Annotated in this window: 14 protein-coding genes and 1 riboswitch; of the genes, 9 read left to right on the forward strand and 5 right to left on the reverse strand. The window is 71.6% G+C overall.

Annotation, left to right across the window (positions count from 1 at the left end):
* Positions 1-138: 138 nt before the first annotated feature.
* A complete protein-coding gene (locus tag ACIP8Z_RS30335) occupies positions 139-504 on the reverse strand; it encodes an Rv2175c family DNA-binding protein (protein ID WP_073916749.1) in 366 nt (121 codons plus the stop codon).
* A gap of 43 nt (positions 505-547) precedes the next feature.
* Positions 548-1783, reverse strand: coding sequence for an NAD(P)/FAD-dependent oxidoreductase (locus ACIP8Z_RS30340; RefSeq protein WP_402089151.1), 1236 nt, complete (start codon positions 1781-1783; stop codon positions 548-550).
* Positions 1784-1865: 82 nt separating this feature from the next.
* Positions 1866-1979, forward strand: a riboswitch (TPP riboswitch).
* On the opposite strand from ACIP8Z_RS30340, the gene thiO reads away from it, so the two are divergent.
* From thiO to ACIP8Z_RS30370, 6 genes are all read left to right on the forward strand, one after another.
* Positions 1977-3383: a glycine oxidase ThiO gene (gene thiO / locus ACIP8Z_RS30345; protein ID WP_402089154.1), complete on the forward strand. Its 1407-nt coding sequence runs from the start codon at positions 1977-1979 to the stop codon at positions 3381-3383. Its footprint overlaps the riboswitch before it by 3 nt.
* Positions 3380-3580: a sulfur carrier protein ThiS gene (gene thiS, locus ACIP8Z_RS30350; protein ID WP_318211255.1), complete on the forward strand. Its 201-nt coding sequence runs from the start codon at positions 3380-3382 to the stop codon at positions 3578-3580. Before thiO ends, thiS begins: the two co-directional genes overlap by 4 nt.
* 5 nt (positions 3581-3585) lie before the next feature.
* Positions 3586-4380, forward strand: coding sequence for a thiazole synthase (locus ACIP8Z_RS30355; RefSeq protein WP_402089157.1), 795 nt, complete (start codon positions 3586-3588; stop codon positions 4378-4380).
* 431 nt (positions 4381-4811) lie between these two features.
* Complete coding sequence (gene pknB / locus ACIP8Z_RS30360) at positions 4812-6740, forward strand: Stk1 family PASTA domain-containing Ser/Thr kinase (RefSeq protein WP_402089164.1); 1929 nt, start codon at positions 4812-4814, stop codon at positions 6738-6740.
* 6 nt (positions 6741-6746) lie between these two features.
* Complete coding sequence (locus ACIP8Z_RS30365) at positions 6747-7598, forward strand: deoxyribonuclease IV (RefSeq protein WP_402089167.1); 852 nt, start codon at positions 6747-6749, stop codon at positions 7596-7598.
* 83 nt (positions 7599-7681) lie between these two features.
* A complete protein-coding gene (locus tag ACIP8Z_RS30370) occupies positions 7682-8236 on the forward strand; it encodes a DUF4396 domain-containing protein (protein ID WP_402089170.1) in 555 nt (184 codons plus the stop codon).
* 34 nt (positions 8237-8270) lie between these two features.
* On the opposite strand, the gene ACIP8Z_RS30375 is transcribed toward ACIP8Z_RS30370, so the two are convergent.
* Positions 8271-8903 (reverse strand): sulfite oxidase-like oxidoreductase, encoded by a 633-nt coding sequence (locus ACIP8Z_RS30375; RefSeq protein WP_402089173.1) that lies wholly within the window; start codon positions 8901-8903, stop codon positions 8271-8273.
* Between the two features lie 177 nt (positions 8904-9080).
* Between ACIP8Z_RS30375 and bfr the strand changes: the two genes are divergently transcribed.
* On the forward strand, positions 9081-9557 hold the full coding sequence (bfr, locus tag ACIP8Z_RS30380; protein WP_015032978.1) for a bacterioferritin: 477 nt from the start codon (positions 9081-9083) through the stop codon (positions 9555-9557).
* Between the two features lie 9 nt (positions 9558-9566).
* Here the strand turns inward: bfr and ACIP8Z_RS30385 are convergent, their stop codons facing one another.
* Complete coding sequence (locus ACIP8Z_RS30385) at positions 9567-9806, reverse strand: bacterioferritin-associated ferredoxin (RefSeq protein WP_055598849.1); 240 nt, start codon at positions 9804-9806, stop codon at positions 9567-9569.
* Positions 9807-9938: 132 nt separating this feature from the next.
* Entirely contained in the window at positions 9939-11291 is a 1353-nt protein-coding gene (locus ACIP8Z_RS30390; protein WP_402089176.1) for a class II 3-deoxy-7-phosphoheptulonate synthase, read from the reverse strand.
* A gap of 153 nt (positions 11292-11444) precedes the next feature.
* Between ACIP8Z_RS30390 and ACIP8Z_RS30395 the strand changes: the two genes are divergently transcribed.
* Positions 11445-14222, forward strand: a complete 2778-nt coding sequence (locus ACIP8Z_RS30395; protein ID WP_402089179.1) for an N-acetylmuramoyl-L-alanine amidase — start codon at positions 11445-11447, stop codon at positions 14220-14222.
* A gap of 100 nt (positions 14223-14322) precedes the next feature.
* Positions 14323-14379, forward strand: a complete 57-nt coding sequence (locus tag ACIP8Z_RS30400) for a trp operon leader peptide (protein WP_073917353.1) — start codon at positions 14323-14325, stop codon at positions 14377-14379.
* Positions 14380-14432 lie beyond the last annotated feature (53 nt).

Raw genomic sequence — 14432 nt, forward strand, 5'->3', positions numbered from 1 at the left:
TTCCCCCCGTCGGTGGCACGGGGGCGCTCCCCGTGGGTGTCGCGGGGCGGTACCCCGGCGGTGCGGCGCGGGGCCGCGGCGGCCCGGCCGTGGGGCCGGTCGCCGCGACGCCCGCTCATGGTGTCGTTCGGTGGCGCGTCAGATGGCGAGCGCCTGGGCGCGGCGCTTCACCTCCGTGCCGCGGTTCTCGTTGAGCGCCTGCGCGGGCGTGCCCGGCAGGCTCTCGTCCGGAGTGAAGAGCCACTCCAGCATCTCCTCGTCGGTGAAGCCGTCGTCCCGCAGCACGGTCAGGAGCCCGACGAGCCCCTTGACGATCTTGTCGCCCTGGATGAAGGCGGCGGGGATCTGCAGGGCGTTGTTCTCTCCACGGCGCACGGCGATGAGCTGACCGTCCTTGATCAGCTGCCGCACGCGCGTCACCTCGACATCGAGCATCTCCGCGATGTCGGGCACATAGAGCCAGGCGGGGACGAGCGCATCGATCTTTACGTCAATCTCGGTCACAGGACAAGCCTGCCATCCCGGACTGACAGTCGGTAGTCGGGCCCTAGACGACTGCCGCCTTCAGGGGGACGGAGGGGTCCGCCGCGCGCGTGGGGTCGACGGCGGTGGCCGTCTCGATGAGCTTGCGGCCCTGGGCCAGGTCGCGGGGGCGGCCGACCGCGAGCAGGGCCACCGGGACCCCGGCGCGCAGCCACAGCACGGACCAGGTCTTGTCCGCCGGGTCGCCGCGCCGGAGCAGCTCGTCGGCGTCCGCGTGGTGCCCGGCGTACTGGACGAAGCGGCCGAACTGCTCGGACCAGAAGTACGGGACGGGGTCGTACGGCCCGGGGTCCGTCCCCGTACCGGCCCCGGCGATCGTCGCGGCGACCGTGCGGGGGCCCTGGAGCGCGTTGTCCCAGTGGTGGACGAGGAGGCGGCGCCCGTAGCGGGCGGAGGGGAAGGAGGCGCAGTCCCCGACGGCGTACACGTCGGGCAGGCTGGTGCGCAGCCACTCGTCGGCGGTGACGGCGCCGCTCGGGTCGAGGGCGACCCCGGAGCCGGTGAGCCATCCGGTGGCGGGGCGGGCGCCGATGCCGACGACGACGGCGTCGGCGGGCAGCTCGCGGCCGTCGTCGAGGACGACCCTGCCCGGCGTGCCGGGCTCGACGGTGCGGACGCGCGCGTGGGTGAGGAGTTCGGCGCCGTTCTCGCCGTACCACTCGGCCATGGGGGTGGTGACCTCGGTGGGCAGGGCTCCGGCGAGGGGGCGGTCGGCGGCCTCGACGACGGTGACGGCGCAGCCGGCCTCGCGGGCGGCGGTGGCGAACTCCGCGCCGATCCAGCCGGCGCCGACGACCACGACGCTGTGCCTGCGCTCCAGGACGGGCCCGAGGCGGACGGCGTCGTCGAGGGTCCGCAGCAGATGGACCCCGGGGACGCCCTCGGTGCCGGGCAGGGTGATCGGCTGGGCGCCGGTGGCGACGACCAGGACGTCGTACGCGACGGGCCCGGCCTCGGTGTCGATCTCGTGGTCGGCGGCGCGCAGTCCGGTGACGTCGAGGCCGAGGCGGAGCTCGACGCCGAGCTCCTCGAAGTCGACGTCGAAGGCGGAGCCCTCGGCCTTGCCGAGGAGGACGGCCTTGGAGAGCGGGGGCCGGTCGTAGGGCTGGTGGGGCTCTGCCCCGATGAGGGTCACGGGGCCGGTGAAACCCTGTTCGCGCAGGGCGACGGCGGTCTGGACGCCCGCCATGCCGGCGCCGACGATCACGACGTGCTGCTGTGCCTGCTTCTGCTCGCTCACCCGACCACCTTACGCATCTGACGGACCGTCAGGAAGGGAGGGGTCTGCGGCCCCCCGGGGGCGGAAGCTAGTGTGTCGGGCGTAAAGCACTCGCGGGAGCCCGGACGCACCGGGCTGAGAGGGAGGCTGGGACGGCCTCCGACCGTACGAACCTGATCCGGGTCATGCCGGCGAAGGGAGGGGCTGGACGCCCATGCGTTCTTCCGAAGTCCAGGTGTCCGAGGACCACGCGTCCGGGGCGGATCTGCCGGACGAGGGTGGGTCCGACGCGAACGCGCCGGGTGCCCCTGCGGCCGACGCGAGTCGGCCCGACGCGGGTGGGTCCGACGTGGATCCGTCCCACGCGGGTCAACCCGATACAGGTGGGTCCGACGCGGATCGGCCCGACACGGATCCGTCCGACGCCGGTCCGCTCGGCGTCCGCCGGGCCGGGGCCCGTGGCGCCGACGTCCTCGTCGTCGGGGGTGGCATCATCGGCCTGGTCACGGCCTGGCGGGCCGCGCGACGCGGCCTGCGCACCGCCGTGATCGACCCGGCCCCGGGCGGCGGCGCCGCCCACGTCGCGGCCGGGATGCTCGCCGCCGTCACCGAACTCCACTACGGCGAGGAGACCCTCCTCGGGCTCAACCTCGCCTCCGCCGCCCGCTATCCCGCGTTCGTCGCCGAGCTTCTGGAGGCCACCGGCCACGACGTCGGCTACCGCGCCTGCGGCACCCTCGCCGTCGCCCTCGACGCCGACGACCGGGCCCACCTGCGCGAACTGCACGCCCTGCAGACCCGCTGCGGGCTCACCTCGGAGTGGCTCAGCGGCCGCGAGTGCCGCCGCCTCGAACCGATGCTGGCCCCGGGAGTCCGCGGCGGGCTCCGGGTGGACGGCGACCACCAGGTCGATCCCCGCCGGCTCGCCGCCGCGCTCCTCGTCGCCTGCGAACGGGCCGGGGTGGTCTTCCACCGCGACCTCGCGCAGAGCCTGACGGTGGTACGGGACCGGGCGCGCGGTGTCGTGCTCGCCGGGGGCGGGGAACTGACGGCCGACCAGGTCGTCCTCGCCGCGGGCAGCCTGAGCGGCCGCCTCGCGGGCGTGCCGGACGAGGTGCTTCCGCCGGTGCGCCCCGTGAAGGGCCAGGTGCTGCGGCTGCGCGTACCGGCCCCGTACGCCCCCTTCCTCTCCCGGACGGTCCGGGCCGTCGTCCGCGGCAGCCACGTCTACCTGGTGCCCCGCGAGAACGGCGAACTCGTCGTCGGCGCCACCAGTGAGGAACTCGGCTGGGACACCACGGTGACGGCGGGCGGGGTGTACGAGCTGCTGCGCGACGCCCACGAGCTCGTCCCGGGGCTGACGGAGCTGCCGCTGACCGAGACGCTTGCGGGCCTGCGCCCCGCGTCGCCCGACAACGCGCCGCTGCTCGGCCCCACCTCCCTGCCCGGGCTGCACCTGGCCACCGGCCACTACCGCAACGGGGTCCTGCTCACCCCCGTCACCGGCGACGTCATGGCCGAGGTGCTCGCCACGGGGGTCCTGCCCGACGAGGCCCGCCCCTTCACCCCCCGCCGTTTCTCCCCCGCGCCCGCGCCCGTACGTCAGGAGCAGCCCGCATGAACGTGTCCGTGAACGGAGAGGCCCGCGTGCTCTCCGGCCCCGTCTCCCTCGACGCCCTCGTGGCGACCCTGACCCAGGCCCGCTCCGGGGTCGCCGCCGCCCTCAACGAGACGGTCGTACCGCGCGGCGAATGGGAGACGACGCTGCTCGGCGAGGGCGACCGGGTGGAAGTCCTCACCGCGGTCCAGGGAGGCTGAGCGCGATGTCCGACGACGTGTTCACCCTCGGCGGTACGGAGTTCTCCTCGCGGCTCATCATGGGCACCGGCGGGGCGCCCAGCCTCGACGTCCTGGAGCGCTCGCTGGTCGCCAGCGGTACGGAGCTGACGACGGTCGCGATGCGGCGCCTGGACCCGACCGTCCAGGGCTCGGTCCTCTCCGTCCTGGAGCGGCTCGGCATCCGGGTCCTGCCGAACACGGCGGGCTGCTTCACGGCGGGCGAGGCGGTCCTGACCGCCCGGCTGGCCCGCGAGGCGCTCGGCACCGAGTGGATCAAGCTGGAGGTCGTCGCCGACGAGCGGACGCTGCTGCCGGACGGGGAGGAACTCCTCGTGGCGGCCGAGACGCTGGTCGACGACGGCTTCACCGTCCTCCCCTACACCAACGACGACCCGGTCCTCGCGCGGAAGCTGGAGGACGTGGGCTGCGCGGCGATCATGCCGCTCGGCTCCCCGATCGGCTCGGGCCTCGGCATCCGCAACCCGCACAACTTCCAGCTGATCGCGGAACGGGCGGGGGTGCCGGTGATCCTCGACGCGGGGGCAGGAACGGCGTCGGACGCGGCGCTCGCGATGGAGCTGGGGTGCGCGGCGGTGATGCTGGCGTCGGCGGTGACGCGCGCGCAGGAGCCGGTGCTGATGGCTTCGGCGATGCGGCACGCGGTGGAGGCGGGGCGGCTGGCGTACCGGGCGGGGCGGATTCCGCGCCGGCACTTCGCGGAGGCGTCGTCCCCGCGCGAAGGCCGCCCGACGCTGGACCCGGAACGCCCGGCCTTCTGACCACCACGACGCGTGCGCGTGCCGCGTCCGCGACCCTCACCGCCCCGGCACCGCGCCCCGGGCGGGCCGCGCACGCCGTACCGCGCCGGCCACCCGCCGCGTGGGCTGCGCCCGCCACCCCCGCCCACCTCCGGGTGGGCCGTGCCCGTCCCCGCCGCCCCCACCTCCGTGTGGGCATTCGTCCCTCCCCCAGACTCCGTCCGGGGGACCCCGGGGCGGGACGGGTGGGCACACGGGACGGCGGTGCGACGGACCACAACGAGGTGGGCACCGCCCCAGCGGAACGAATGCCCACAACGGGGGGGCGCCGGCCCAGCGGTGGTCAGGACCACAACGAGGAGGCGGCGGGGTCGTGCGGGGCTCGTCACAGGTGGGTCGCAGTCGGGGGCGCACGGCCGACCCCCCACCCACCCCCTCGTAGACTCGACGCCGTGGACACGACCCTTCAGGACCCCCTCGTCGGGCGGCTGCTCGACGGCCGCTACCGCGTCGACGCGCGCATCGCCGTCGGCGGGATGGCCACGGTCTACCGGGCCTTGGACACCCGCCTCGACCGCGTCCTCGCGCTCAAGGTGATGCACCCCGCTCTCGCCACCGACGCCGCGTTCGTCGAGCGCTTCATCCGCGAGGCGAAGTCCGTCGCCCGCCTCTCGCACCCCAACGTCGTCGGCGTCTTCGACCAGGGCGCCGAGGGCGCGTACGTCTATCTGGCGATGGAGTACGTCGCCGGCTGCACCCTCCGTGACGTCCTGCGCGAGCGCGGCGCCCTCGCGCCCCGGGCCGCCCTGGACATCCTGGAGCCGGTGCTCGCCGCGCTCGGCGCCGCGCACCGGGCCGGGTTCGTGCACCGGGACATGAAGCCGGAGAACGTCCTGATAGGGGACGACGGCCGGGTCAAGGTCGCCGACTTCGGTCTCGTACGGGCCGTGGGCTCGGCGACCGCCACCACCGGTTCGGTCCTCGGGACCGTCTCGTACCTGGCGCCGGAGCAGATCGAGCACGGCACCGCCGACACCCGCGCCGATGTGTACGCCTGCGGTGTCGTCCTCTACGAGATGCTGACCGGCGGCAAGCCGCACGCGGGCGACACCCCCGCCCAGGTGCTCTATCAGCACCTCAGCACGGACGTGCCCGCCCCCTCGGCGGCCGTTCCCGGGCTCGCCGTGGAGCTGGACGAGCTGGTCGCGACGGCCACCGCCCGTAACCCCGAGGTGCGTCCGTACGACGCCGTCGCCCTGCTGGCCCTGCTGCGGGAGGCCCGCGCCGCGCTCCGCGAGGAGCAGCTGGACGCCGTGCCCCCGCAGTCCCGGTCCGGGGCCCGGGACACCGCGGACGACCGGACCAGCGTGATCCCCCGGGCCGTACCGGAAGAGACCGGGTCCGGCTCCGGGGCCGGGGCCGACGCGCACCAGGTGCTGCACACGAACCGGCTGCCGGCCCCCGAGCCGCCCGCGCCCGGCCTCCGTCGCCGGCCCCCGCGCGGCCCTCTGCTCCTCGTCCTGGGCGTCCTGCTCGCCCTCGGCCTGGGTACCGGTGTCTGGTACATCAACTCCGGCCAGTTCACCCGGGTCCCCGCCGTCCTCGGCCAGACGGAGACCGAGGCGACCCAGCGGATCACCGACGCCGGCCTTGAGGTCGGCACGACGAGGCGCGCGTTCAGCGACGTGTACGAGCGCGGCACCGTCATGGCCGTCGACCCCGCTCCCGGCGAGCGCCTCCGGGGCAACGGCACGGTCACCCTGACCCTCTCCCGCGGTCCCGAGATCGTGAAGGTGCCCAACCTCAAGAACAAGCCGCTCGCCGAGGCCAAGCGGGTCCTCGCGGAGGAGGGCCTGGTCGCCGGGGTGATCACCCAGCAGTTCAGCGACACCGTCGCCCAGGGTGCCGTGATCGGCTCCGACCCCGAGCCCGGCACCGGGCGGGCCCCCGACTCGGCCGTCGCCCTGGTGGTCAGCAAGGGCTCCCCGATCGACGTCCCCGACGTCACCGGCGAGACCGTCGCCGACGCCACGGCCAAGCTCCAGGACGAGGGGCTCAAGGTGGCCCTGGCCCCGGAGCGGATCAACTCCCCCGAGGTGGCCGGGTCCGTCGCCGCCCAGTCGCTCGCCGAGGGCAGCCGGGCCGCCGAGGGCGACACCATCACCCTCACCGTCTCCAAGGGCCCCCGGCTCGTCGAGGTCCCGGACGTCGTCGGCGAGTCGGTCGACGACGCGCGGACGGCCCTGGAGGACGCGGGCTTCGAGGTGGAGGTCAAGAAGTCCTTCCCCTACCTGGGCAGCGAGGTCACGGGCCAGTCCGTGAACGGCGGCTCCACCGCGCCCGAGGGCTCCACCGTCACGATCACGATCAAGGGACTGTAGAAACTGATGCGCAACCCCGTCGGTGGCCATGTCCCGGTGGCCGGTGGCCTCGCCAAGGTCGGCCTCGGCTACGCCCGTGAGCTCGGCGCCGAGACCGTGCAGGTCTTCGTCGCCAACCCGCGCGGCTGGGCCACCCCGCCCGGGAACCCCGCCGAGGACGAACGGTTCCGCGCCGAGTGCGCGGCCGAGTCGATCTCGGCCTGGGTCCATGCCCCGTATCTGATCAACTTCGGTTCCCACACCGAGGCCACCGCGGAGAAGTCGGTGGAGTCGATGCGGCACTCGCTGCGGCGGGGCCGGGAGATCGGCGCGAAGGGTGTGGTGGTGCACACCGGCTCGGCGACCGGGGGCCGCCCGCGCGCGGTGGCGCTCGCGCAAGTCCGGGAGCGGCTGCTGCCGCTGCTCGACGAGCTGACGCACGACGACGACCCGGATCTGCTCCTGGAGTCGACGGCCGGCCAGGGTTTCTCGCTCTGCTCGCGCGCGGAGGACTTCGGGCCGTACTTCGACGCGCTCGACCGGCACCCGAAGTTGGGGATCTGCCTCGACACCTGCCACATCTTCGCCGCCGGGCACGACCTGACCGGTCCGCACGGCGCGGCGCAGACGCTCGACCGGCTGGTGGCGACCGTGGGCGAGGGCCGGCTGAAGCTGATCCACGCCAATGACTCACAGGACGTCGTCGGCGCCCGCAAGGACCGGCACGCGAACATCGGCGTGGGCCACATCGGCGAGGACGCGTTCCGCAACCTCCTCCGTCACCCGGCGACCGAGGGCGTGCCCCTGATCATCGAGACGCCCGGCGGCACGGCGGGGCACCTGGCGGACGTGGAGCTGCTCAAGAAGCTGAGGGACTGACACGGCCTGCCGTTGAGGAATACCCCAGGGGGGTATACGGTTCCTATGACGGCAGGACCCGCTACCCGACCCTGGGGGCACCCATGCAGCACGACGCGCACGCCCATCACGACCACGACGCTCACAGCACCCACGCCGATCACGAGAGCCACGAAGGCCACGCGGGACACGAGGGCCACGGCGCTCACCACACCCCCGGCAAGGCCTCCTGGTCCATGGCGGCCAGGGCGACGCTGCACTGCCTCACCGGCTGCGCCATCGGCGAGGTCCTCGGCATGATCATCGGCACCGCGCTCGGCTGGGGCAACACGCAGACGATGATCCTCGCGATCATCCTGGCCTTCTTCTTCGGCTACGCGCTGACCCTGCGCGGCATCCTGGCCGCCGGCGTCGATTTCAAGACAGCCTTCAAGGTCGCGCTCGCCGCCGACACCCTGTCCATCGCGGTCATGGAGATCATCGACAACGGCGTCATCGCCCTCTGGCCCGGCGCCATGGACGCCCACCTGTCCGACCCGACCTTCTGGATCGTGCTCGCCATCGCGCTCGCCGCCGCCTTCGTGATCACCGTCCCGGTCAACAAGTGGATGATCGGCCGCGGCAAGGGGCACGCGGTGGTCCACCAGTACCACCACTGACCTGCGGAAACACACCGAAGGGCGGTCCGGGGCGCTACAGCTCCGGGCCGTCTCCCGGTTCCTCCTGGTACGAGTACCGCTGCTCCGTCCAGGGGTCGCCGAGGTTGTGGTACCCGCGCTCCTCCCAGAAGCCCCGCCGGTCGGCGGCCATGTACTCCACGCCACGGACCCACTTGGGGCCCTTCCAGGCGTACAGGTGGGGGACGACCAGGCGGAGCGGGAAACCGTGCTCGGCGGTGAGCAGCTCGCCGTCCCTGTGGGTGGCGAAGATCGAACGGTCGTCGGCGAAGTCGGCGAGCCGCATGTTGGCGCTGTAGCCGTACTCGGCCCAGACCATCACATGGGTGACCTGCGGCGCGGGCGGGGCGAGTTCAAGGATCGTACGGGCGGGGACACCACCCCATTCGGCCCCGAGCATGCTGAATTTCGTGACGCAGTGCAGATCGGCCACGACCGAGGAGAACGGTAGGGCCGAGAACTCCTCGTGGTTCCAGCACCGCTTGTCGCCGTCGGCCGTCGCGCCGAAGACGCGGAACTCCCAGCGGTCCGGCTTGAACTTGGGGACGGGCCCGTAATGGGTGACCGGCCAGCCGCGCTGGAGCCGCTGACCCGGCGGAAGGTCCGACTGCCCCGCTTCCCGGTGTACTCCGCTCTCCGTCCGACCCATGTCATCCATGGTGACAGACGGCGAGGGGTGGTCATGACCAGGAGACCTTCAGCCCGGCCCGATTCGGGCAACTCCCACTAAGCCTGCACTTACTGGACGCCCCCCATTCGGGGTGCGAGGATGCGGCCATCCTGCCCAGTGACGGCGTAGACACGCAACGTGGAAGGAGCCTCTGCGATGCAGGGCGACCCCGAGGTCCTCGAGTTCCTCAACGAGCAGCTGACCGGCGAGCTGACGGCCATCAACCAGTACTGGCTGCACTACCGCATCCAGGACAACAAGGGGTGGACGAAGCTCGCCAAGTACACGCGCGAAGAGTCCATCGATGAGATGAAGCACGCGGACAAGCTGACCGAGCGCATCCTGATGCTCGACGGCCTGCCCAATTACCAGCGCCTCTTCCACGTACGGGTCGGCCAGACCATCACCGAGATGTTCCAGGCGGACCGCCAGGTCGAGGTCGAGGCCATCGACCGTCTGAAGCGCGGGATCGAGGTCATGCGGGCCAAGGGGGACATCACGTCAGCCAACCTCTTCGAGGAGATCCTGGCCGACGAGGAGCACCACATCGACTACCTGGACACGCAGCTGGAGCTGATCGAGTCCCTGGGTGAGGCCCTCTACATCTCGACGCTCATCGAGCAGCCGAGCTGAGGTTCCCCCCTAAGCGGCTTCCCCGAGTTCGGTGACGGTCTCCGCCGCGAGCGCGGGCATCCCCTGGTCCAGGAGGTCGCGTCGCGGGCAGTTGCCGCGGCCGAGGATGGCCTGGATGCGACGGACGCAGGAACCGCAGTCCGTGCCGGCCTTGCAGGCCGATGCGATCTGGCGGGGCGTGCAGGCGCCCGCGTCGGCATGCGCCTTGACCTGCTTCTCCGTCACTCCGAAGCATGAGCAGACGTACATCGCGGTTCACCTCCCGCCGTGATCGATTAGGCTAACCTAACCTTACCCGGCACCAGGGGACCGCAAAAGCCCTGGATACGACGATGGGGCGCGGATCACATGGATCCGCGCCCCATCGTCGTAGGTATCTACTTACTGATCGCGGTACATCTCCGCGACCAGGAAGGCCAGGTCGAGGGACTGGCTGCGGTTGAGACGCGGGTCGCAGGCCGTCTCGTAGCGCTGGTGCAGGTCGTCGACGAAGATCTCGTCGCCGCCGCCCACGCACTCGGTGACGTCGTCACCGGTGAGCTCGACGTGGATGCCGCCCGGGTGGGTGCCCAACGCCTTGTGGACCTCGAAGAAGCCCTTGACCTCGTCGAGCACGTCGTCGAAGCGGCGCGTCTTGTGGCCGGAGGCGGCCTCGAAGGTGTTGCCGTGCATCGGGTCGGTGACCCAGGCGACGACCGCGCCGGAGGCGGTGACCTTCTCGACCAGCTCGGGGAGCTTGTCGCGGACCTTGTCGGCGCCCATGCGGACGATGAAGGTCAGCCGGCCCGCCTCGCGGTTCGGGTCGAGACGGTCGATGTACGTCAGCGCGTCGTCCACCGAGGTGGTCGGGCCCAGCTTGATGCCGATCGGGTTCGCGATCTGCGAGGCGAACTCGATGTGGGCGTGGTCGAGCTGGCGGGTGCGCTCACCGATCCAGACCATGTGGCCGGAGGTGTCGTACAGCTTGCCGGTGCGCGAGTCCGTACGGGTGAGGGCGCCCTCGTAGTCGAGCAGCAGCGCCTCGTGGGAGGCGTAGAACTCGACGGCCTTGAACTCGGCCGGGTCGGTGCCACAGGCCTTCATGAAGTTCAGCGCGTTGTCGATCTCCCGCGCCAGCTGCTCGTAGCGCTGGCCCGAGGGGGACGACTTCACGAAGTCCTGGTTCCAGGCGTGCACCTGGCGCAGGTCGGCGTAGCCACCGGTGGTGAAGGCGCGCACGAGGTTGAGCGTGGAGGCGGAGGCGTTGTACATCCGCTTCAGGCGCTCGGGGTCCGGGACGCGGGACTTCTCGTCGAAGTCGAAGCCGTTGACCGAGTCGCCGCGGTACGTCGGCAGGGTCACGCCGTCACGGGTCTCGGTGCCCTTGGAGCGGGGCTTCGAGTACTGGCCGGCGATACGGCCGACCTTCACGACGGGCACGGAGGCCGCGTAGGTGAGGACGGCGCTCATCTGGAGCAGCGTCTTGAGCTTGGCCCTGATGTGGTCGGCGGACACGGCGTCGAAGGCCTCGGCGCAGTCGCCGCCCTGGAGCAGGAACGCCTCGCCACGGGCGACGGCTCCCATCCGGGCGCGCAGCTGGTCGCACTCGCCGGCGAAGACGAGCGGAGGATACGACTCGAGGTCCGCGATCACATCGCGCAGAGCCTCGGCATCGGGGTACTCGGGCTGCTGCGCCGCGGGCAGGTCTCGCCAGGTCGCCTTGGCGACGGCGTGGGAATCAGCGTTCACGGTCACACGCACCACAGTACGGGGTTCTTCGTCCTGTCCTGTCCCCCTGCCCAGCGACTGAGACGCGCGCCCGAAATGTCGCCGATAGATATCCACTCCATCGAGTGGTGTTACCCTCTGGCCCGTTTCACTTTGAACAGTCGAATCACAGGGGTGGGCGTGACCCAGAGGCACCGCAGAGACCGCAAGAAGAACAGACTCTTGTACGGCGCGGCGGCCGCCGTCGTCGCCACCGCGACGATCGGCACCATCGCGGTCGCCTCTCCGGGCCTCCTCGGCGCGGCGGGCGACGACAAGGCCGCTGGGGAGATTTCCCTCCAGTCGCAGTTCGCAAACGCGGCGCGCGAGTTCGATGTGCCGCAGAACGTGCTGATGGCGGTGTCGTACAACCAGACCCGCTGGGAGTCGCACGACGGCGAGCCGAGCACGACCGGCGCGTACAACGTCATGGGTCTGACGAAGGTCGAGCCGGAGGACGTGGCGCAGAAGGTCACCGACGAGCAGATCGACCACTTCAACGGTTCCGGCCGGCCGGAGATCGAGAAGACCTTCGACCGCGCGAAGGTCCGGCAGATCCTGGAGAAGGCGCTCGTCGACACCGACGACCCCCGGCTCCACACCCTGGACAAGGCCGCCGAGCTGATCGACAGCTCCACCGAGGCCGTCCAGAACGACACCTCCGCCTCCATCCGGGCCGGTGCCGCGCTGCTCGCCGACTACCAGAAGCAGGCCGGCGCCGAGCTGTCCGACGACGCGGGTGACTGGTACCCGGCCGTGGCGCGCTACAGCCAGTCCACCGAGAAGAAGGGCGCCGACCTCTTCGCGAAGCGCGTCTTCGAGTCGATCAAGGAGGGCGAGCAGGCGGTCACCCTCGACGGCGAGCAGGTCGCGCTGCCGGCCGACCCGTCGGTCGAGCCGGTCAAGCCGTCGAACGTGCCGCTGGCGGCGAGCTTCGCGGCCACGACGGCGGCCGCTCTCCCCGAGTGCCCGGCCTCCCTGAACTGCAGCGTCAAGCTGAGCGTCCCCAACTCCGCGGGGAAGAAGAACTACACCGCGGCCGACCGCCCCAACCAGGGCGTCGACATCCGCCAGATCGTCATCCACGACACCGAGGGCGGTTTCCAGGGGTCGCTCGACTCCCTCACCAACCCGAACGTGCCGGGCAGCGCCCACTACCTGATCAAGGCCTCGGACGGTCAGGTCACCCAGATCCTCGAGAACAAGAACCTGGCGTGGCACGCGGGCAACTGGACCCACAACATGCACGCCATCGGCGTGGAGCACGAGGGCTACGCCATCAAGGAGGGCAGCTGGTACACCGAGCCCCAGTACCGCTCCTCCGCGGCCCTGGTGAAGTACCTCGCGACCACCTACAACGTGCCGCTCGACCGTGAGCACATCATCGGTCACGACGAGGTCGCGCTCCAGACGGACACCGGCCTCGCCAACCTCCACTGGGACGCCGGCCCGTACTGGGACTGGAACTACTACATGTCCCTCCTGGGCGCCCCGCAGGGCGACAAGGGCGCGGGCGGCCTGCTCAAGGCCGGCCAGGTGGTCCGTGTGGTGCCGCCGTTCACCACGGCCAACCAGCCGAAGCTGACCGTCGGCGGCACGGCCGTCCCGGCGCGTCCGTCCAACTTCGGCTACCTGTACACGACGCCGTCGACGAGCGGGACGACGCTGAAGGACCCGTACTTCACCTCGGGAGCGAACGAGGGCTCGAACTACGGCAACAAGGTCCGCGCCGGCGGCACGTACGTCGTGGCGGAGGCCCGGACCGACTGGACGGCGATCTGGTTCGCGGGCCAGAAGGCCTGGTTCTACAACCCCGGCGGCCAGTACACCGCGCCGGTGAACGGCGCCACGACCGTGAAGGTCAAGTCCGGCCTGGCCTCGGTCAACGTCTACGGCCGCTCCTTCCCGGACACCGCCGCCTACGCCGCGGCCGGGCTCTCCGCACCGGGTGACGAGAACGCCTCCCTGTCGAAGTTCTCCCTCCCCGTGGGCCAGGCCTATGTGAAGGCCGGCCCGGCGGTGAAGGGCGACGACTGGTTCGGCACCGCCCAGAAGAACGTCATCGGCACCACGCTGTTCGTGCCGATCCGCTACCACCACAAGATCGTCTGGGTGAAGCAGAGCGACATCGCGGAGGCGCCCGGCGCCACCCCCGTCGCCACGAACAACCGCTACAACCTCCTCGCCCGTGACGCCTCCGGTGTCCTCTGGCAGTACCAGGGCAAGGGCGGCGGCGCGTTCCTGACTCGGTACCGGGTGGGCAGTGGCTGGAACGCGTACGACACCATCACCCCGATGACCGCGCTCCGCGCCGACGGCACCGGTGACGCCGTCGCCCGGGAGGCCTCGGGCGTGCTCTGGTACTACCAGGGCAGCGCGAACCCGTCCTCGCCGTTCAAGGGCCGGCTGCGGGTCGGCAGCGGCTGGCAGGCCTACGACCGGATCATCGGCGTCCGGGACGTGACCAACGACGGCAAGCCCGACCTGATCGCCCGCGAGAAGTCGGGCGTGCTGTGGCTGTACAAGGGCACCGGCGTCCCGTCCGCCCCGTTCGCCACGCGGTCCCGCGTCGGCGCCGGCTGGCAGGCCTACAACGCCATCGTCAGCACCGGTGACCTGTCCGGCGACGGCAAGGCCGACCTCGTCGCCCGGGACGCCTCCGGTGTCCTCTGGTCGTACAAGGGCACCGGCAGCGTGACGCAGCCGTTCGCCACCCGCACCAGGGTCGGTGCCGGCTGGCAGGCCTACAACACCATCGTGGGTCCGAGCGACCTGGACGGTGACGGCAAGGTCGACCTGGTCGGCCGCGACGGCACCGGGACCCTCTGGTCGTACAAGGGCACCGGCAGCCTCACGGCGCCGTTCGCCACGCGCGCCCAGGTCGGCCCGGGCTGGCAGATATACAACCTGGTCTTCTGACCGGAGAGGGGGTCGTCCGACGGCTCCCGGGGTCCGGTCCGCACCGTTCACGGTGCGGACCGGGCCCCGTTCTCGTGTCCGGCTGGGTTACAGTGCTCGCATGTACGCCTCGCAGATCCAGAACTGGTGGTGGACCGCTCATCCGGCGGCCCACTGATTGCGCGTACATCGACAGACACGCGAAGGCCGCCCGAGGGGCGGCCTTTCTCG

Source organism: Streptomyces sp. NPDC088553 (assembly GCF_044752965.1).
Taxonomy (GTDB): domain Bacteria; phylum Actinomycetota; class Actinomycetes; order Streptomycetales; family Streptomycetaceae; genus Streptomyces.

Excerpts from the sequence above, each read along its gene's own strand:
- thiS (WP_318211255.1), top strand. The coding sequence starts at position 3,380 with ATGAACGTGTCCGTGAACGGAGAGGCCCGCGTGCTCTCCGGCCCCGTC.
- ACIP8Z_RS30375 (WP_402089173.1), bottom strand. The coding sequence starts at position 8,903 with ATGGGTCGGACGGAGAGCGGAGTACACCGGGAAGCGGGGCAGTCGGAC.
- ACIP8Z_RS30370 (WP_402089170.1), top strand. The coding sequence starts at position 7,682 with ATGCAGCACGACGCGCACGCCCATCACGACCACGACGCTCACAGCACC.
- ACIP8Z_RS30385 (WP_055598849.1), bottom strand. The coding sequence starts at position 9,806 with ATGTACGTCTGCTCATGCTTCGGAGTGACGGAGAAGCAGGTCAAGGCG.
- thiO (WP_402089154.1), top strand. The coding sequence starts at position 1,977 with ATGCGTTCTTCCGAAGTCCAGGTGTCCGAGGACCACGCGTCCGGGGCG.
- ACIP8Z_RS30365 (WP_402089167.1), top strand. The coding sequence starts at position 6,747 with ATGCGCAACCCCGTCGGTGGCCATGTCCCGGTGGCCGGTGGCCTCGCC.
- ACIP8Z_RS30355 (WP_402089157.1), top strand. The coding sequence starts at position 3,586 with ATGTCCGACGACGTGTTCACCCTCGGCGGTACGGAGTTCTCCTCGCGG.
- bfr (WP_015032978.1), top strand. The coding sequence starts at position 9,081 with ATGCAGGGCGACCCCGAGGTCCTCGAGTTCCTCAACGAGCAGCTGACC.